Annotated in this window: 16 protein-coding genes; 13 read left to right on the top strand and 3 right to left on the bottom strand. The window is 69.7% G+C overall.

Going from position 1 to position 16,943, the window contains the following annotated elements; genetic code table 11:
• Window positions 1-53: 53 nt before the first annotated feature.
• The 8 genes from glmS to tsaD all read left to right on the top strand — a co-directional run bounded on the left by glmS (window position 54) and on the right by tsaD (window position 8,536).
• Window positions 54-1,919 carry a glutamine--fructose-6-phosphate transaminase (isomerizing) gene (glmS, locus tag A8G18_RS10575; RefSeq protein WP_064063823.1) on the top strand — a complete coding sequence of 622 codons (1,866 nt, stop codon included), beginning with the start codon at window positions 54-56 and terminating at the stop codon, window positions 1,917-1,919.
• A 44-nt stretch (window positions 1,920-1,963) separates the two neighbouring features.
• A complete protein-coding gene (locus tag A8G18_RS10580) occupies window positions 1,964-3,415 on the top strand; it encodes an NAD(P)H-hydrate dehydratase (protein WP_064063882.1) in 1,452 nt (483 codons plus the stop codon).
• 58 nt (window positions 3,416-3,473) lie between these two features.
• The gene (alr, locus tag A8G18_RS10585) at window positions 3,474-4,664 is read left to right on the top strand and encodes an alanine racemase (RefSeq protein ID WP_064063824.1); all 1,191 of its coding nucleotides are present in this window, start codon (window positions 3,474-3,476) and stop codon (window positions 4,662-4,664) included.
• Window positions 4,652-5,710, top strand: a complete 1,059-nt coding sequence (locus tag A8G18_RS10590) for an alpha/beta fold hydrolase (protein ID WP_064063825.1) — start codon at window positions 4,652-4,654, stop codon at window positions 5,708-5,710. The genes alr and A8G18_RS10590 overlap by 13 nt, the downstream gene beginning before the upstream one ends.
• A gap of 22 nt (window positions 5,711-5,732) precedes the next feature.
• Complete coding sequence (tsaE, locus tag A8G18_RS10595; RefSeq protein WP_084421696.1) at window positions 5,733-6,191, top strand: tRNA (adenosine(37)-N6)-threonylcarbamoyltransferase complex ATPase subunit type 1 TsaE; 459 nt, start codon at window positions 5,733-5,735, stop codon at window positions 6,189-6,191.
• A 91-nt stretch (window positions 6,192-6,282) separates the two neighbouring features.
• Complete coding sequence (gene tsaB / locus A8G18_RS10600; RefSeq protein ID WP_064063827.1) at window positions 6,283-6,951, top strand: tRNA (adenosine(37)-N6)-threonylcarbamoyltransferase complex dimerization subunit type 1 TsaB; 669 nt, start codon at window positions 6,283-6,285, stop codon at window positions 6,949-6,951.
• A complete protein-coding gene (gene rimI / locus A8G18_RS10605; RefSeq protein WP_064063828.1) occupies window positions 6,948-7,463 on the top strand; it encodes a ribosomal protein S18-alanine N-acetyltransferase in 516 nt (171 codons plus the stop codon). Before tsaB ends, rimI begins: the two co-directional genes overlap by 4 nt.
• Window positions 7,464-7,507: 44 nt before the next feature.
• Window positions 7,508-8,536, top strand: a complete 1,029-nt coding sequence (gene tsaD / locus A8G18_RS10610) for a tRNA (adenosine(37)-N6)-threonylcarbamoyltransferase complex transferase subunit TsaD (RefSeq protein ID WP_064063883.1) — start codon at window positions 7,508-7,510, stop codon at window positions 8,534-8,536.
• Window positions 8,537-8,560: 24 nt separating this feature from the next.
• Here the strand turns inward: tsaD and A8G18_RS10615 are convergent, their stop codons facing one another.
• Window positions 8,561-10,225, bottom strand: a complete 1,665-nt coding sequence (locus A8G18_RS10615; RefSeq protein WP_064063829.1) for an Hsp70 family protein — start codon at window positions 10,223-10,225, stop codon at window positions 8,561-8,563.
• Window positions 10,226-10,537: 312 nt separating this feature from the next.
• Here A8G18_RS10615 and groES point away from each other — a divergent pair, with 312 nt between their 5' ends.
• Both groES and groL read left to right on the top strand, forming a co-directional pair.
• The gene (gene groES / locus A8G18_RS10620) at window positions 10,538-10,840 is read left to right on the top strand and encodes a co-chaperone GroES (protein ID WP_006550071.1); all 303 of its coding nucleotides are present in this window, start codon (window positions 10,538-10,540) and stop codon (window positions 10,838-10,840) included.
• 87 nt (window positions 10,841-10,927) lie between these two features.
• Complete coding sequence (gene groL, locus A8G18_RS10625; RefSeq protein WP_016934255.1) at window positions 10,928-12,538, top strand: chaperonin GroEL; 1,611 nt, start codon at window positions 10,928-10,930, stop codon at window positions 12,536-12,538.
• A 233-nt stretch (window positions 12,539-12,771) separates the two neighbouring features.
• On the opposite strand, the gene A8G18_RS10630 is transcribed toward groL, so the two are convergent.
• Complete coding sequence (locus A8G18_RS10630; protein WP_006550073.1) at window positions 12,772-13,065, bottom strand: WhiB family transcriptional regulator; 294 nt, start codon at window positions 13,063-13,065, stop codon at window positions 12,772-12,774.
• A 521-nt stretch (window positions 13,066-13,586) separates the two neighbouring features.
• Here A8G18_RS10630 and A8G18_RS10635 point away from each other — a divergent pair.
• From A8G18_RS10635 to A8G18_RS10645, 3 genes are all read left to right on the top strand, one after another.
• Window positions 13,587-14,522 (top strand): hypothetical protein, encoded by a 936-nt coding sequence (locus A8G18_RS10635; protein WP_064063830.1) that lies wholly within the window; start codon window positions 13,587-13,589, stop codon window positions 14,520-14,522.
• Window positions 14,523-14,650: 128 nt separating this feature from the next.
• On the top strand, window positions 14,651-15,229 hold the full coding sequence (locus tag A8G18_RS10640) for a sigma-70 family RNA polymerase sigma factor (protein WP_026003555.1): 579 nt from the start codon (window positions 14,651-14,653) through the stop codon (window positions 15,227-15,229).
• Window positions 15,222-16,280, top strand: coding sequence for an anti-sigma-D factor RsdA (locus tag A8G18_RS10645; protein WP_064063831.1), 1,059 nt, complete (start codon window positions 15,222-15,224; stop codon window positions 16,278-16,280). Before A8G18_RS10640 ends, A8G18_RS10645 begins: the two co-directional genes overlap by 8 nt.
• Window positions 16,281-16,376: 96 nt before the next feature.
• On the opposite strand, the gene A8G18_RS10650 is transcribed toward A8G18_RS10645, so the two are convergent.
• On the bottom strand, window positions 16,377-16,787 hold the full coding sequence (locus tag A8G18_RS10650) for a DUF5319 domain-containing protein (RefSeq protein ID WP_016934277.1): 411 nt from the start codon (window positions 16,785-16,787) through the stop codon (window positions 16,377-16,379).
• Window positions 16,788-16,943: the final 156 nt, after the last annotated feature.

Below are 16,943 nucleotides of genomic sequence, written 5' to 3' on the forward strand. Positions count from 1 at the left end.
GGCCCCACCGGTGTGTTGTTCCCGGGCGGGGGTCGACCAGTACCCTGCTAGGCATGTGCGGAATCGTGGGCTATGTCGGGCACCGTCGTGCTCTCGACGTCGTGGTGGAGGCGCTGCGGCGGATGGAGTACCGGGGTTACGACTCGGCGGGCGTCGCCATCCTGGACGGCAAGGGTGGTCTGGCCGTCGAGCGGAAGGCGGGGCGGCTGGTCAACCTGGAGGCCGAGCTCGCCGAGATCGGCGAAGAGCATTTCGCCGGGACCGCGGGGATGGGGCACACCCGGTGGGCCACCCACGGGCGTCCCACCGACCGCAACGCGCACCCGCATCGCGACGCGACCGGCAAGGTCGCGGTGGTGCACAACGGCATCATCGAGAACTTCGCGCCGCTGCGCGAGGAGCTCGAGAAGTCGGGTGTGGAACTGGCCAGCGACACCGACACCGAGGTCGCGGTGCACCTGGTGGCCCGCGCCTACGCGGAGGGCCCGACGGCGGGCAACTTCGTCGACAGCGCCCGCAGTGTGCTGCGCCGTCTGCAGGGTGCGTTCACGCTGGTCTTCGCCCACTCAGATCATCCGGGCACGATCGTGGCGGCCCGCCGGTCGACGCCGCTGGTCGTCGGGGTCGGCGACGGCGAGATGTTCATCGCTTCGGACGTCGCGGCGTTCATCGAGTTCACCCGTGAGGCCGTCGAGCTCGGTCAGGACCAGGTGGTGGTGATCACCAACGACTCCTACGAGGTCACCGACTTCGAGGGCGACACCGACGTGGCGACACGTCCGTTCACCATCGACTGGGATCTCGCCGCCGCCGAGAAGGGCGGCCACGACTACTTCATGCTCAAGGAGATCGAGGAGCAGCCGGCGGCGGTCGCCGACACCCTGCGCGGTCACTTCGTCGACGGCTGCATCGTGCTCGACGAGCAGCGCCTGTCCGATCAGGAACTGCGCGACATCGACAAGGTGTTCGTCGTCGCGTGCGGCAGCTCGTACCACTCGGGCCTGGTCGCCAAGTACGCGATCGAGCACTGGACCCGGCTGCCCGTCGAGGTCGAGCTGGCCTCGGAGTTCCGCTACCGCGACCCGGTGCTCGACCGGTCCACGCTGGTCGTGGCGATCTCGCAGTCCGGGGAGACCGCCGACACGCTCGAGGCGGTCCGCCACGCCAAGGACCAGAAGGCGCGTGTGCTGGCGGTGTGCAACACCAACGGCGCGCAGATTCCCCGCGAGGCCGACGCGGTGCTCTACACCCGCACCGGCCCGGAGATCGGTGTGGCGTCGACGAAGGCGTTCCTGGCGCAGATGGCCGCGAACTACCTGGTGGGTCTGGCACTGGCGCAGGCGCGCGGCACGAAGTATCCCGACGAGGTGGCTCGCGAGTACCAGGACCTGGCGGCGATGCCGGAGAAGATCGCCGAGCTGCTGACCGGGATGGAGCCCGTGCGGGCGCTGGCGCGGGAGCTGTCGGCCTCGCCGGCCGTGCTGTTCCTCGGCCGGCATGTGGGTTATCCGGTGGCGCTCGAGGGCGCCCTCAAGCTCAAGGAACTGGCGTACATGCACGCCGAGGGTTTCGCCGCCGGTGAACTCAAGCACGGCCCGATCGCGCTGATCGAGGACGGCTTGCCGGTCATCGTGGTGATGCCGTCGCCGAAGGGCCGCGCCGTACTGCACAGCAAGTTGCTCAGCAACATCCGGGAGATCCAGGCCCGCGGGGCGGTCACCGTCGTCATCGCCGAGGAGGGCGACGAGACGGTCCGGCCGTTCGCCGACCATCTCGTCGAGATCCCGTCGGCGCCGTCGCTGCTGCAGCCGCTGCTGTCGACGGTGCCGCTGCAGGTTTTCGCTGCGGAAGTCGCACAGGCCCGCGGATACGACGTCGACAAGCCCCGCAACCTCGCCAAATCGGTCACCGTCGAATAGCGGCCCACCTGCTGCCGGTGCAGGAGGGCGGTGCAGGAGGAACGATGCGCAGTTATCACCCGTCCGAGGTGGTCCGTGGGGCGGAGGCCCCGCTGCTGGCGTCCCTTCCGGAAGGGACGCTCATGCGGCGGGCGGCCCACGGGCTCGCACGGGTCGTGGCCTCCGAACTGCGCGAACGTACCGGTGGGATCGCCGGTCGGCGGGTGAGTCTGCTCGTCGGATCGGGCGACAACGGCGGCGACGCGCTGTGGGCGGGCACCTTCCTGCGCCGCCGCGGCGTGTCCGTCACGGCGCTGCTGCTCGACCCCGCCCGCGCCCATCCCGCGGGCCTGCGGGCGCTGCGGCGGGCCGGCGGCCGGGTCGTGCCGGCGACGAGCGACCACCTCGGCGATCCCGACATCGTGCTCGACGGGATCGTCGGCATCTCGGGCCGCGGGTCGCTGCGACCGGTCGCTGCCGCCCTCGTCGACGCGATCTCCGCGCCGATCGTCGCGGTCGACACACCCAGCGGCGTCGACCCCGACACGGGTGCGACGGACGGACCTGCGGTGACGGCCGCGGTCACCGTCACCTTCGGCGCCTGCAAACCGGTGCATGCCCTCGCTCCGACACAGTGCGGACGGGTCGACCTCGTCGATATCGGACTCACCCTTCCCGAAGCGCGGCTGGTCGCGGCCGAACCGTCGGAGGTCGGCGCGATCTGGCCGGTTCCCGGCGCCGACGACGACAAGTACAGCCAGGGCGTGGTGGGTATCCGCGCGGGCAGCGCGAGATATCCCGGCGCCGGCGTGCTGTGCACGGGCGCGGCCGTCGCCGCGACCTCCGGCATGGTGCGCTACGCCGGGTCGGGTGCCTCCGAGGTGCTCGCGCGGTTCCCCGAAGTCGTCGTGTCACCCTCGGTGGCCGAGACCGGACGAGTGCAGGCCTGGGTGGTCGGCCCCGGTGCCGGTACAGACGACGAGGCCTGCGCGACCCTGCGCGACATCCTCGCCACCGACCTGCCGGTGCTCGTCGACGCCGACGGGCTGACTCTGCTCGCCCGCGTCCCCGATCTGGTGCAGGGACGGTCCGCGCCCACCCTGCTCACCCCGCACGCCGGCGAATTCGCACGTCTGACCGGGAATCGTCCCGAACCGGACCGAGTCGGGGCGGTCCGTTCCCTCGCCGCCGACTGGGGTGTGCACGTGCTGCTCAAGGGCCGCGCGACGCTCGTGGCACGACCCGACGGGCATGTCTTCGTCAACGACGCGGGCGGCTCGTGGGCGTCGACCGCGGGCGCCGGCGACGTGCTGGCCGGCATCATCGGGTCTCTGCTCTCGTCGGGCATGCCGGTCGACCTGGCCGCGGCCGCCGGTGCACGGGCCCACGCACTCGCCGCGAACCTCGCCGCGCAGGACCCGAGCGGCTCCGGAGCGGCACCGATCTCGGCGAGCGCGATCCTCTCGCGCATCGGCGACTCGATTCGCCTGCTGCGCACCCATATTGCCGAATCGTGACGTGGCACACGGGGACGCGACGTCGGCGTCCGGCGGCGCAGTGGCAGGATCGACAGACGTGACCACGACCCAACGCACCCCGCGACCTGCACGTACCGTCCTTCCCCAAGCGGAAGCGGTCATCGATCTCGATGCCGTGGCGGAGAATGTGCGAGCGCTGCGGGAGTACGCGGGTCCGGCCGCGGTCATGGCCGTTGTCAAGGCCGACGCCTACAACCACGGAGCCGTTCCGGTGGCGCGGGCCGCGCTCACCGCGGGCGCCCGCGAGCTGGGTGTGACGACGCTCGGCGAGGCCCTCGAACTTCGCGCCGCGGGCATCGAGGCACCGATCCTGTCGTGGCTGCATACCGCGGACTCCGACTTCGCTCCCGCGGTGGAGGCCGGGATCGAACTGGGTCTGTCCTCACCACGGCACCTCGCGGCCGTCGTCGAGGCGGCCCGGCGGGTCGGCATCACTGCGACCGTCACCGTCAAGGTCGACACCGGCCTGAACCGCAACGGTGTGGCGGTCGACGAGTGGGGCGACATGCTCCGCGATCTCGGCCGGGCACAGGCCGAGGGTGTGGTGCGCCTGCGCGGTGCCTTCTCCCACCTCGCTCACGGCGACGAGCCCGAGCATCCGGGTAACGCCGAGCAGCGCGACCGGCTGAGCGAGGCCGTCGCGGATCTGCGGCGGCATTCCCTGGCACCGGAGGTGGTGCATCTGTCGAATTCCGCGGCCACCGTCACCCGCTCCGACCTGCGATTCGACATGGTTCGGCCCGGAATTGCGATGTACGGATTGACACCGATCCCGGAACTCGGCGACATGGGCTTCCGGCCGGTGATGACCGTACGGGCGAGGGTGGTGCTGGTGAAGAAGGTGAAGGCGGGGGACGGCGTGTCCTACGGGCACACCTGGACCGCTCCCGCGGATACGACGGTGGCGCTGTTGCCTCTGGGATACGCGGACGGCGTCCGCCGCAGTCTCAGCGGGCGCATCGAGGTGCAGCTCGGCGGACGCCGGTGCCCGCAGATCGGGCGCGTGTGCATGGACCAGGTCGTCGTCGACCTCGGTCCCGACGGCGCCGGAGTAAGCGAGGGCGACGAAGCGTTGTTCTTCGGTGACGGGCGTCACGGAGAGCCGAACGCCCAGGACTGGGCCGACAAACTGGACACGATCAACTACGAGATCGTGACCGGGATCGGCGGACGGACGGTCCGGACCTACGTCGGGAGCGAAGGGAGCGTGACGGCATGTCCCTCGTGAGCAGGATGGGACTCCTCGGTGCGAGCCTCGTGACGCTCGCATCGTCGGCGGGTCTGTACGCGGTCAGGACTGCGGGAGCGCCTGCCCACGAGATCTACCGGAACGAGGACTTCGACGAGATCCTCCGGCTCCCGCGCCGGATCGTCACCACCGAGGACGGTGTCAGGCTCGTGGTCCGCGAGAGCGGCTCGGCCCTGGCTCCGCTCACCGTCGTGTTCGTCCACGGCTACTGCCTGCGGATGCAGTCCTGGCACCTGCAGTACCGGCATATGCGCGAACAATGGGGACGCGACGTGCGCGCCGTCTTCTACGACCAGCGTGGCCACGGTGAATCCGGCTTCTCCGGTTCGTCGAAGTGCACCATCGCGCAGCTGGGCCGCGACCTGGGCCGGGTGATCGACGAGGTCGCGCCTACCGGTCCGGTGGTCGTCGTGGGCCACTCGATGGGGGGCATGACCGCGATCGCCCTCGCGTCCCAGCGACCCGAACTGTTCGGCGACCGCATCGTGGGGGTCGGACTCCTGGCGACCACCGCGGCAGGCCTCAGCAAGACCGGTATCGGACGCAATCTCGAGAATCCGGTGATCGACGCGTTCCGTTATGCGGCGCGCACCGCCCCCGGTTTCGTGCAGTTCGCGCGCGGCGCCGCGCGTGCCGTCGTGACGCCGATCCTGCGGGCGGCGTCCTACGGCACGGTGGTGAGCCCGCGCCTGGCGCAGTTGTCCGACCGGATGCTCGACGAGACGTCGGTGCCGACCATCGTCAACTTCCTCCGCACCCTCGAACTTCACGACGAGTCCGCGGCACTGCCCGTCCTGGGCACCGTTCCCGTCCTGGTGCTCTCGGGGGACGCCGACATGGTCATCCCGTACGCGAGTTCCGAGGCGCTGGCGGACGAGCTGCCCGACGTCGAACTCGAGCGGGTGCGCGGTGCCGGGCACCTGGTCCAGCTCGAGTTCCCCGAGGTGGTCGACCGTGCACTCGACCGTCTGATCCAGCGCAGTTTCACGCGGGGAGCGACCGGAAGGCAGATCGCAAGTGGGTGAGTCGCAATCGAATGGGTCGTGGGTGGGTGAGCAGAGCATCGAACTGCCGACCGTGGAGGACACCGAGGCCTTCGGCCGCCGGCTCGCAGCGGAGTTGCGTGCCGGCGACCTCGTGGTGCTCGACGGCCCTCTCGGCGCGGGCAAGACGGCACTGACCCGGGGAATCGCCGCCGGTCTCGGAGTCGAGGGACGCGTGACGTCGCCGACCTTCGTCATTGCACGCGAACACCGGCCGGGCAGTCCGGAGGGCCGCGAACCGGTGGGGCTCGTCCACGTCGACGCCTACCGTCTCGGCGACGGGCCGGACGCCCTCGACGAACTCGACGCGCTCGACCTCGACACCGATCTGACCGACACGGTCGTGGTGGTCGAATGGGGTGGTGGCCTGGTCGAACAGCTCGCCGAACGGCATCTGCGGGTCCGGCTCCGGCGCGATCCGGGCACCGACGTCCGGCGTGCCGCCTGGGAGTGGGTGGGCTGACCCTCCGGAAGCCTCCGGAGCGCACTGCCTGCCGGTGGCTTCGGTCACTGCGCACCGACCGGGCAGTTCGCGCGGGGTAGGCTGATACATCGTGCTCGTGCTCGCCGTCGATACCGCCACCCCCGCCGTGACCTCGGGAGTCGTCCGTCTCGACCGCGGTCGAAGCGACGCCCGGCCCGAGGTGGTCGCCGCACGGGTCACCGACAATCCGCGAGCGCACGCCGAAGTCCTCACGCCGCAGATCCTCGAGTGCCTCGCCGAAGCCGGTGCCGCACCCTCGGATCTCGACGCGATCGTCGTCGGCATCGGTCCCGGCCCGTTCACCGGTCTCCGCGTCGGCATGGCCACCGCCGCCGCCTTCGGCGATGCTCTCGGAATCCCCGTGCACGGTGTGTGCAGCCTCGATGCGATCGCCGCCGACGTCCACCGCGAACACGGTGCGGACGACGATCTGCTCGTGGTCACCGATGCCCGTCGTCGCGAGATCTACTGGTCGCGCTATTCCGGCGGTCGCCGGATCGATGGACCCGAGGTGCGCAAGCCCGCCGACGTGCCCGCGGAGCCGTCGGTGCGTGTCGCCGGATCGCCGTCGCATGTCGCGCTGTTCGACCTTCCGGAGGTGGACGTGCAGAGCCCGTCCCCGGCAGGACTGGTGGCCGTCGCCGCCGACGCCCTGCGCGCGGGTACCGAACCGGCTCCGCTCGTTCCCCTGTACCTGCGCCGGCCCGACGCGGTGGAGACCGCGAACCGTCGAGCATGAACGCGACCCCCGAGGAGAACACGGCCGCCGGCGACGCGGTCGTCATCGATGCGCTGCGTCCGGAGGATGCGCCGCGCTGCGCCGAACTCGAGCAGATCCTGTTCCCCGGCGACGACCCGTGGAGTGCGGATGCCTTCCGTTCGGAGCTGGCGTCGCCCCACAACCGCTACTTCGCCGCGCGCGACCCGCAGGGGCGCCTGATCGGTTACGCGGGGCTCGCGCGCCTCGGTACAGCGATCGGACCCGAGTCCGAGGTGCACACCATCGGCGTGGATCCCGCGGCGCGCCGCCGGGGGATCGGCGGGGCCCTGCTGGACGAGTTGCTGGCCGTGGCCGACCGCTGGGGAGGGCCGGTCTTCCTCGAGGTGCGCACCGACAACGACCCGGCGATCGCCCTGTACCGGCGCGAGGGCTTCGAGATCGTCGGAACCAGGAAGCGTTACTACCAGCCGAGCGGCGCGGACGCGTACACGATGCGTCGTCCGGATCCGCGAGAGGAGTCACCGGCGTGAGCACCACCAGTTCCCGATTCGAGCTGCCCGAGTGTCCCGTCGTGATGGGCATCGAGAGTTCGTGCGACGAGACCGGTGTCGGCATCGTCCGCTGGGTGGGCGACGGCACCCTCGAGCTGATGGCCGACGCGGTGGCGTCGAGTGTCGACGAGCATGCCCGATTCGGTGGTGTGGTGCCGGAGATCGCGTCGCGCGCCCACCTCGAGGCGATGGTGCCGACCATGCGGCGTGCGCTGGACGAAGCGGGGCTCGAGAAGCCGGACGCGGTGTGCGTGACGATCGGCCCCGGTCTCGCCGGGGCACTGCTCGTCGGTGTCGCGGCGGCCAAGGCCTACGCAGCGGCATGGAACGTGCCGTTCTTCGCGATCAACCACCTCGCGGGTCATGTCGCGGTCGACACCCTCGAACACGGGCCGATGCCGCCCTGCGTGGCGCTGCTCGTCTCCGGTGGCCACACCCATCTGCTGCACGTCGAACATCTCGGCAAGCCCATCGTCGAACTCGGCACGACCGTCGACGACGCCGCCGGTGAGGCCTTCGACAAGGTCGCCCGTCTGCTGGGGCTCGGCTACCCGGGGGGTCCCGAGGTCGACCGGCTGGCCCGCGAGGGCGATCCCACCGCGGTCGTCTTCCCCCGGGGTATGACCGGTCCGCGCGACGCACGCCACGACTTCTCGTTCTCCGGTCTCAAGACCGCGGTCGCCCGGTTCGTCGAAGCCAGGGAACGCGCGGGCGAGCCGGTGCCGGTCGCCGATGTCGCCGCGGGTTTCCAGGAGGCGGTGGCGGACGTGCTCACCATGAAGGCGGTACGGGCCGCGCAGGATCTCGGTGTCGACACGCTCGTCCTCGGTGGTGGAGCGACAGCCAACAGTCGGCTGCGCGAGCTCGCCGAGGAGCGTTGTGCCGCCGCCGGGATCACCCTGAGGGTGCCCCGACCGAAGCTGTGCACCGACAACGGCGTCATGATCGCGTCGCTGGGTGCGCACCTCATCGCTGCGGGCGCGCAGCCCTCCTCGCTGGGAGCCGCGACGGATCCGGGTCTGTCGGTGTCGGTCTCGCAGGTGGTGGCCTGAGCCTTCCGATCGGGTCGTCCGGGCTCAGGTGGGGGCGATCGCCGAGGTGCCTGCTCCTGTCGTGGTCTCCGCTGACGTGCTCTCCTCCGTGACCGGCGCGATCGTCGAGGACGGCGACGCACCGGTGAGGGACGCGGCCGGCGACTCGACCGGTGACTCGACCGGTGACGTGCTCGACGGTGGCGTCGGGCTCACCCCGGTCCCCGGTTCGGTGGTCTCCGGATCGGTGGGAGCCGGGCTGGGGGTTGCCGGCGGAGTGCTCGGTTCGGTAGTGACCGGGGCCGGGGTGACCGGAGCTGTCGTGTCGGGGGCCGAGGTGTCGGGTGCCGTCGTGTCCGGGCTCGGCGTGGTCTCGGAACCCGGCGTCGTCGACGGCCGCGTGGTGTCGAATTCCTCCCCCGCGGACAATCCGGGTGTCGGCACCTGATCGATCGGCGTGGGCGTCACGGTGGTGCTCGGCGACTCGGGCACGGTGGGCCACGTCTCGCGGGTGGCCGGAGCGGTGTGCTCGACGGTCGGCAGCGGCCACGGGACCGTTGTCGGCGCGAGGATGTCCTCGGAGTCGCGGGACGTCACGGGTTCGGGCGGCGGGTCGTGGGACGGGATGCCCGTCTCACTCGGGCCGGCCTCCTGTGTAGGGACGGCTCCGCTGGTGAAGCGCGGCGACACCCGGGCGTCGGTGCTCTCGCGGCCGGTGAAGTGCTGGGTGGCGAAACCGGCCATGATCGCGCTGAGTACCAGCAGCCCGGCGACCGCGCCGGAGACGCGGCCCGAGGATCTGTTCCCGGTGTTCGGCAGTGCGCCGACCACGGCGTATCCGGTGGAGGAGGGGGAGTCGCCCGACAGCGCCGCGCCGATCGCGGCGGCCGCTGCCGGCTCGGGGACGGTGATGATCTCGCCGTCGAAATCCGCCGAGACGGCTGTGGCGAGCGCGGGGGAGGCGGCTGCGCCGCCGACGAGTGCCATCGTGTCGGGCACCGGATCGGTGCTCGAGCAGATGCGCCGAGTGAAGACTGCGGCCTCGGCCGCGAGTTGGGCGGTCAGTTCGTCCAGTTCCGCGCGGGTGAGGGTGACGGACGCGTCGGGGCCGGCCTCGGCGATGTCGATGCGGGTCGACGACGCGGTGGCGAGAGCCTCCTGGGCGCCCTGGCACCGGGCGGCGAGCAGTTCGGGGTCGATCTGCCGACGGGTGCGCATCCGTTCGGTGGCGGTGCGGACGTGATCGAGAACACGGGCGGCCAGGGCGTTGCCGCCGACGGTCTCGGTGCGTGCGGACCGCAGCAGGGTGCCGGTCTCCCGATCGAGAACGGAGACGGTCGTGCCGGTGGCTCCCATGTCGACGAGCGCGATCGCGCCGGGTTCGCGACGGACCCCCACGGTGTAGAGGTATTCGAGTGCGGCAGTGGTCTCCGGAACGAGGCGGACCATGTGGCCCGTCCGCTCCGCAGCCATGCGGATCTCGGTCGCCTGTTCCTCGGTGCGGTATGCGACGGTGACGGTGTCGGGGGTACCCGACCCCCGGGAGGACGTGAGCGAGACGGCGTCGAAGACGAGATCGCCGAGATCGCGGCCGGGCTGGGATTCGGCGGCGAGTCTGCGGAATTCCGTTGTGGGCGCGGTTGCAGCGTCGACGCGCAGGGCCGAGCCGACGCCGGAGGCGCCGACAGAGATGCCGAGCGACGTGGGCATTGTTCACCTTCCGTGCGTGATCGACGACCAGGCGGTCGGCGCCCTACCTCAGCTGAGGTCACCGAACGATCACGCTCATCGGTTTCCGTTATTCAACCGTAACATAGCGCCGGGTTTTGTGCAGGTCGGCGTGTTTGCACCCGTTGCCCTTGAGCGCTGGCACTCGCGTGTATAGAGTGCTAGTGACACCGAGCGCCGGCCCGGCACCCGCGACGACGGGACGCGTGCGGAGTCACCGTGATGACTGAACACACCCGTGTTCGAGAACAACGATTCTCGGACCCCAATACCCCTGAAAGTGGAGGGCTCATCGTGGCGAGCGTGAACATCAAGCCGCTCGAGGACAAGATCCTCGTCCAGGCCAACGAGGCCGAGACGACGACTGCCTCCGGCCTGGTCATCCCGGACACGGCGAAGGAGAAGCCCCAGGAGGGCACCGTCGTCGCCGTCGGCCCCGGCCGCTGGGACGAAGATGGCGACAAGCGCATCCCGCTGGACGTCAAGGAAGGCGACGTCGTCATCTACAGCAAGTACGGCGGAACCGAGATCAAGTACGCCGGCGAGGAGTACCTGATCCTGTCTGCGCGCGACGTCCTGGCTGTCGTCGCCAAGTAGGCCGCTTGCATTCCGCCCCGGTGTCCCGTTTCGGACCCGGGGCGGAATACGTTGGGGAACATCCGAGTCCAGGAGTAGTCGCAGAACATGTCCAAGCAAATCGAGTTCAACGAGACCGCGCGGCGGGCTCTCGAGCGCGGCGTCGACCAGCTGGCCGACGCCGTCAAGGTGACGCTCGGCCCGCGTGGCCGGCACGTCGTGCTCGCCAAGGCCTTCGGTGGTCCGACCGTCACGAACGACGGTGTGAGCATCGCCCGGGAGATCGAGCTGGAGGATCCTTTCGAGAACCTCGGCGCCCAGCTCGTCAAGAGTGTCGCGACCAAGACCAACGACGTTGCGGGTGACGGCACCACCACCGCCACCGTTCTGGCGCAGGCACTGGTCAAGGCCGGCCTGAAGAACGTTGCCGCAGGCGCCAATCCGATCTCGCTCGGAGCCGGTATCGCCCAGGGGGCGGACAAGGTGAGCGAGGCCCTGCTCGCGGCCGCCACCCCCGTCGAGGGCAAGACCGCCATCGCGCAGGTCGCCACCGTGTCCTCGCGCGACGAGGAGATCGGCGAGATGGTCGGCGAGGCGCTGACCCGAGTCGGGAAGAACGGTGTCGTCACCGTCGAGGAATCCTCCACGCTGCACACCGAACTGGTCGTCACGGAGGGCGTGCAGTTCGACAAGGGCTTCCTCTCGCCCTACTTCATCACGGACATCGAGGCGCAGGAGGCCGTCCTCGAGGACGCACTCGTCCTGCTCTACCGCGAGAAGATCACCTCGCTTCCCGATTTCCTTCCGCTCCTCGAGAAGATCGCAGAGTCCGGTAAGCCGGTTGTGATCATCGCCGAGGACATCGAGGGTGAGCCGCTGTCGACTCTCGTGGTCAACGCGATCCGCAAGACCCTCAAGGCCGTTGCCGTCAAGGCTCCGTACTTCGGTGATCGCCGGAAGGCGTTCCTCGAGGACCTCGCCGTCGTCACCGCGGGCACGGTCATCAATTCCGATCTGGGTCTGTCCCTCAAGGAGGCCGGACTCGATCTGCTCGGTTCGGCCCGCCGCGTCGTCGTGACCAAGGACAGCACCACGATCGTCGACGGTGCCGGCACGGCCGAGGACATCGAGGCGCGTGCGGCCCAGCTGCGTCGCGAGATCGAGGCCACCGATTCCGACTGGGACCGCGAGAAGCTCGAAGAGCGCCTGGCGAAGCTCGCCGGTGGCGTCGCCGTCATCCGCGTGGGTGCGGCGACCGAGACGGATCTGAAGGAACGCAAGTTCCGCGTCGAGGACGCCGTCAACGCTGCGAAGGCGGCCATCGAGGAGGGCATCGTCCCCGGTGGCGGTTCGGCTCTCGTGCAGGCCGCGCGTTCGCTCGAAGAGCTCCAGGCCTCTCTCTCCGGTGACGCCGCGACGGGCGTCGCCGCCCTGCGTACCGCGCTCACCGCACCGCTGTACTGGATCGCCGCCAACGCGGGCGTCGACGGTGCGGTGGTCGTGAGCAAGGTGGGGGAGAGCGGACAGGGCTTCAACGCCGCGACCCTCTCGTACGGCGACCTCGTAGCCGAGGGCGTCGTCGACCCGGTGAAGGTGACGCGCTCGGCCGTCGTGAACGCCGCGTCGGTGGCGCGCATGGTGCTCACCACCGAGAGCGCCGTCGTCGACAAGCCGGAAGAAGCAGCCGAGGCCGGACACGGCCACGGACACGCCCACTGAGCGACCGGGCACGCCTACGGGCCCGTCGTCCGGGCCCGTAGGCCGCACCGGACGTGGAAGCCGTTCCGGGTGGTACGAACACAGCGAGGCCCCGCAGGGAATGTTCGCATTCCCTGCGGGGCCTCCGTCGTGTCGGCGCATGCTCGCAGTCGCATCGTCGCGGTCGCATCGTCACGGTCCTGTCACCGCACGGTCACGACCGTGCGGGCGTTGTCACGGGACCGGTGACGGTCTCACACCGCAACCTTCCGCCGCCGTTGCCTCGTGTACATCTCGCGCTCGGTCTCCGACATGCCACCCCAGATCCCGTACGGTTCGGCGACGGCCAAGGCGTGGTCGCGGCAGCGGGCCAGCACGGGGCAGGTGCGGCACAGCTCCTTCGCGCGGTTCTCCCGCTGGGCACGTGCACGACCGCGCTCACCGTCGGGGTGGAAGAACACGGAGGAGTCGACACCACGACACTTGCCGTGCATCTGCCAATCCCAGAGGTCCGCGTTGGGGCCGGGCAGTGTGTGTGGTGCAGGCATGGAGCACTCCTTTGCAGCAAGCTCGCGTGTGTGGGCGAGCGGACCGTGGACACATCGGTATTCCCGCTGTGATCCGAATCAAACAAACTCACCGTAGGATCTGTATCGATTCGTCGTCAATATTTTCGATGAGTGGGATAGTCCATAACCGGAAGGCCAAGATTTAACTGCGAGAATATTTACTTTCGCCAGAAGTCATGCGTGTGCCCCGTGAAACGGGAGCAATCGGAGGCGCCCTCCGTGCCGGATGCGGGTCCAACGGCTCTTACTCGCTGGTAACAGGGCTGCCGAGGGTGGGTGAGGCCCTTTCTTGCGCTCGGAGCGCCGCGACGGCACGCTACATGCAGCACGTATGTTTAACCCGATGTTTAACAAAATGTTCGGAAATCGCTTCGGGGGAGCGCTGCGTTCCAATAGTCGAGACTATTTGCGCTCCCGGTGAGAATTTCTCCGGCAAATGCCCGGCTCTGCCTCGGCAGCCTCTGCCTTCCACCGGGATCCGGAAGTGCGATGATTCCGCGATGCCATCTTCCGACCGCCGGTCGTATACGACCGCGAGCACGTCCGACCGCCACGCGGTCCTGGTTTCTGCGGCCTTCGGCCCCACGCCGGGACTGCATCCGTTGCCGGCGGCCCACGGGCCGGAACAGGGCTGGTTGCGCGCTGTCGCACTGGGTGGGCAGGGACGCTATGCCGCTGCACGCGCCGAGCTCGCCCGGGTACGGGGAAGCGGTGGAGTGTGGTCGTCGTCGGCAGCAAGCACCGAGGCCTCCCTGCTCCGGCAGCTGGGCGGCCATCGCCTCGCCTCCGCATCGGACGGGCGCGCACTCGCCGAGGCGAGTGCGCTGCGGCGCGGGTCCGAGCGGGTCCTCGGCGTGTGGTGCGATGCCGCGACCGGGCTTGCCGCCGATGCACTCGGGCGAGGTCGCCTCCCCGTGTGCGGATACCTCCTCGACCGATGCGCATCCGCCCTGGACGCCGCCGAAGCGGAGGCCGGTGAGCGGGCCTTCGTGCGGCAACGGATCCGGCTCGCATGGGTCGGGGCCGAATCCGCTCTCGCCGCAGGGGACTTCACCCGTGCCCGCAGTCACGCGGACCGCGCCGTGGAACTGGCGGACGGATTCGGGTCGATCCGGCACGGGGTGAAATCCGATCTCGTCAGGGCGGCCTCGCTGACCGGACTGCCCGACCGTGGCCCGGCGACGACGCTGGCCGCCGATGTTCTCGCGCGCGCGGAGGAACACGGGCTGATCCCGTTGCAATGGGCGGCGGCGATGCTCCTCGTCGGACTGGGCGCCGGAGACGATGCGGGTCGCGTCCGTGACGTCGATGCGGGTCGCGTCCGTGACGTCGATGCGGGTCGCGTCCGTGACGTCGATGCGGGTCGCGTCCGTGACGTCTGCGCGACCGTCATCGGGCGGCGTGGTGGCCGGTTCGTGACCCCGTCCGCTCGCTGAGTTCCGTTCGCGCGCGGGGGGTGACCCGATCGGTCGGTCACTGTAGTTACTCTGGGGGTGTTCCACGGTCAGGTGGAATCCCGCCCGGGGGGGTGGTGCCGACTGTAACGCCAGGACTTGCGCAATCGATGACTGTTATGGGTGAGGAGCTGGACTCCGCGGTTGCTGCGGCTGCACAGGGCGACCGGGCGGCTCTCGCTCAGGTTCTTGCAAGTGTCCGGCCCCTCGTCGTGCGGTATTGCCGCGCTCGGGTCGGATCTGCAGAGCGCGGCCAGCTCTCTGCAGACGACGTTGCACAGGAGGTGTGCCTGGCTGTGATGACCGCTCTGCCGAGATATCAGGACCAAGGCCGCCCTTTCATGGCCTTCGTATACGGAATTGCTGCTCACAAGGTCGCCGATGCGCACCGTAGTGCAGCCCGCAACCGTGCGGAACCGGTGGCGGATGTGCCGGAGGTGATGTCGCTCGACGACAGCCCGGAGGAATACGCGATCAACTCCGAGGCGGGCCGGCAGATGAAGCAGTTGCTGGCCATCCTGCCCGAGAAGCAACGCGAGATTCTCATCCTCCGTCTCGTCATGGGGTTGTCGGCCGAGGAGACGGCCGCAGCGGTGGGCAGTACTGCAGGAGCGATCAGGGTGGCCCAGCACCGGGCCATCGCGAGACTCAAGAAGGAAGTCACGAGAGCAGGTGAGCGGAATGGGTAGGGGGCGTTTTTCGGGCGACGGCTTCGACGACGAGTTTCCCGACGACGAAACCTCCGTGGACCTCGCCGCCGTGCGTCGTGACGACACGCTGATCGATGCGATCGCGGGCAACGGGCTGGTCGAGACGAAGGACACCGAGGAGTACGAACTCGCCACTCTGCTCGCCGACTGGCGTGCGGAGATCCTGGCCGATCCGATGCCTGCCGGCCCCGACCTCGACGAAGTGGTGGCCGCCGTCCATCGCGAACTGGGGACGCGGGAAACGCTCACCGCAGCGCCGGAGGTACCTCCGCTGCGCCCGAGATCGAGGGGGCAACTGCGGTTGCTCCGTCCCCTCGCAGGTGCAGCAGCGCTCGTCGCCGTCGCCGTCGGCGCCGCGACCGCGGTGTCCTACGGAGCCGAACCCGGCGACCCCTTGTGGGGCGTCAAGCAGGTCGTCTTCAGCGAGCAGGCGCAATCCACCGAGGCCCGGATCGACACCACCTCGACCCTGGAGCGTGCCGAACAGCTGATCGCCGAGGGCAATGCGGAAGAAGCTCGCGAGTTGCTGACCTCAGCGGAGTCCCGCTCGGGCGACGTCCGGGACGCCCAGGAGCGCGACGCGCTCGGAGACTGGCTGCACCGTCTCGCCGATGAACTCGGCAAGATGATGCCGCAGCTGCCTCCACCGCCGGTCCCCGCGGTGCCCGCGGTGCCCGCGCCCGGTGTTGTCGTTCCTCCGCCGGCCACGGCTCCCGGCACGGAAGGGCAGCTGCCTGCCCCGTCGACCGGTGCGGAAAGCGGCACGACCGTGCCGCCCACTACCACGACGGTGCCTCCGACCATCCTGCAAGCGCCGCCGCCGGTGTCGAACACCACGACGCCGTCGCCGACCGCGCCGCCGCCACCGTCGAGCACGCCGGCTCCGTCGGTGCCCAGCGAGCCTCCTCCGCCCACCTCCGCTTCTCCGACTTCCGTTCCGACGACGACGGCATCGTCGCCGCGTCCGACGCAGAACGGACCGGGAACAGATCTCGCTCCGGCGTCCGTGACCTTCTCGGAAGGCGGCTAGAAGTACGAACGAACCCGGGCCCGGCAGCATGTGCTGCCGAGCCCGGGTTCGTTCGTGGAAGTGCCGTGATGCGTGGTCCGCGTGGGACGGGGTAGGTCAGGAGTCCATACCGTAGGGATCGACGGGCAGGGCCTCGTTCATGGACGCGTCCGCGTACCCGCGGCAGTAGTCCCAGGTGACGTAGGCGTCGGGAGAGGGATCGAAGGCCGGCTCGTGCGGTCTGACGGTGCCGTCGACGAGCAACTGGAGCAGGTTGGCTCGCAGCATGTCCCAGTCGTGGTAGTGGTCCTGGTGGCAGTCCTCGCAGCACACCACGAGTCCACGGACGCCGCGGGGAGCCAGCAGCGCCTCGTAGACGGCCAGGTCTGCGAGGTCCTCTTCCACCGCGAGTCGCTCCGCAGGATCCAGGGGCTGGCCCGGCTCGATCGCGTCCAGTGCTGCGGACGGATCGTCGGGGTCTCCTGCGAACGGGTCCGGTGGGAGTCCGGGAGGCAACTGATCACGCACGACTCCACGGTACGCAGACCGAGGGGGTCTGCGCCAGCGGTCGCCAGGGGACACGCCGTGAAATCACAGGACGTGATGTGACGAACATCGGGGAACAGGGTGGGAGCCGAGCTTGTTCCCAGGAACAGATAACATGGACAGGTGCGTGCCGCTCTC

Source organism: Rhodococcus gordoniae (genome assembly GCF_001646655.1).
GTDB lineage: Bacteria > Actinomycetota > Actinomycetes > Mycobacteriales > Mycobacteriaceae > Rhodococcus > Rhodococcus gordoniae.

What these genes read in the sequence shown, in the direction of transcription:
- tsaD (WP_064063883.1), top strand. Translation starts at nt 7,508, where the DNA reads ATGGGCATCGAGAGTTCGTGCGACGAGACCGGTGTCGGCATCGTCCGC.
- rimI (WP_064063828.1), top strand. Translation starts at nt 6,948, where the DNA reads ATGAACGCGACCCCCGAGGAGAACACGGCCGCCGGCGACGCGGTCGTC.
- A8G18_RS10580 (WP_064063882.1), top strand. Translation starts at nt 1,964, where the DNA reads ATGCGCAGTTATCACCCGTCCGAGGTGGTCCGTGGGGCGGAGGCCCCG.
- A8G18_RS10635 (WP_064063830.1), top strand. Translation starts at nt 13,587, where the DNA reads ATGCCATCTTCCGACCGCCGGTCGTATACGACCGCGAGCACGTCCGAC.
- glmS (WP_064063823.1), top strand. Translation starts at nt 54, where the DNA reads ATGTGCGGAATCGTGGGCTATGTCGGGCACCGTCGTGCTCTCGACGTC.
- A8G18_RS10590 (WP_064063825.1), top strand. Translation starts at nt 4,652, where the DNA reads ATGTCCCTCGTGAGCAGGATGGGACTCCTCGGTGCGAGCCTCGTGACG.
- A8G18_RS10630 (WP_006550073.1), bottom strand. Translation starts at nt 13,065, where the DNA reads ATGCCTGCACCACACACACTGCCCGGCCCCAACGCGGACCTCTGGGAT.
- A8G18_RS10640 (WP_026003555.1), top strand. Translation starts at nt 14,651, where the DNA reads ATGACTGTTATGGGTGAGGAGCTGGACTCCGCGGTTGCTGCGGCTGCA.
- A8G18_RS10645 (WP_064063831.1), top strand. Translation starts at nt 15,222, where the DNA reads ATGGGTAGGGGGCGTTTTTCGGGCGACGGCTTCGACGACGAGTTTCCC.
- A8G18_RS10615 (WP_064063829.1), bottom strand. Translation starts at nt 10,225, where the DNA reads ATGCCCACGTCGCTCGGCATCTCTGTCGGCGCCTCCGGCGTCGGCTCG.
- groL (WP_016934255.1), top strand. Translation starts at nt 10,928, where the DNA reads ATGTCCAAGCAAATCGAGTTCAACGAGACCGCGCGGCGGGCTCTCGAG.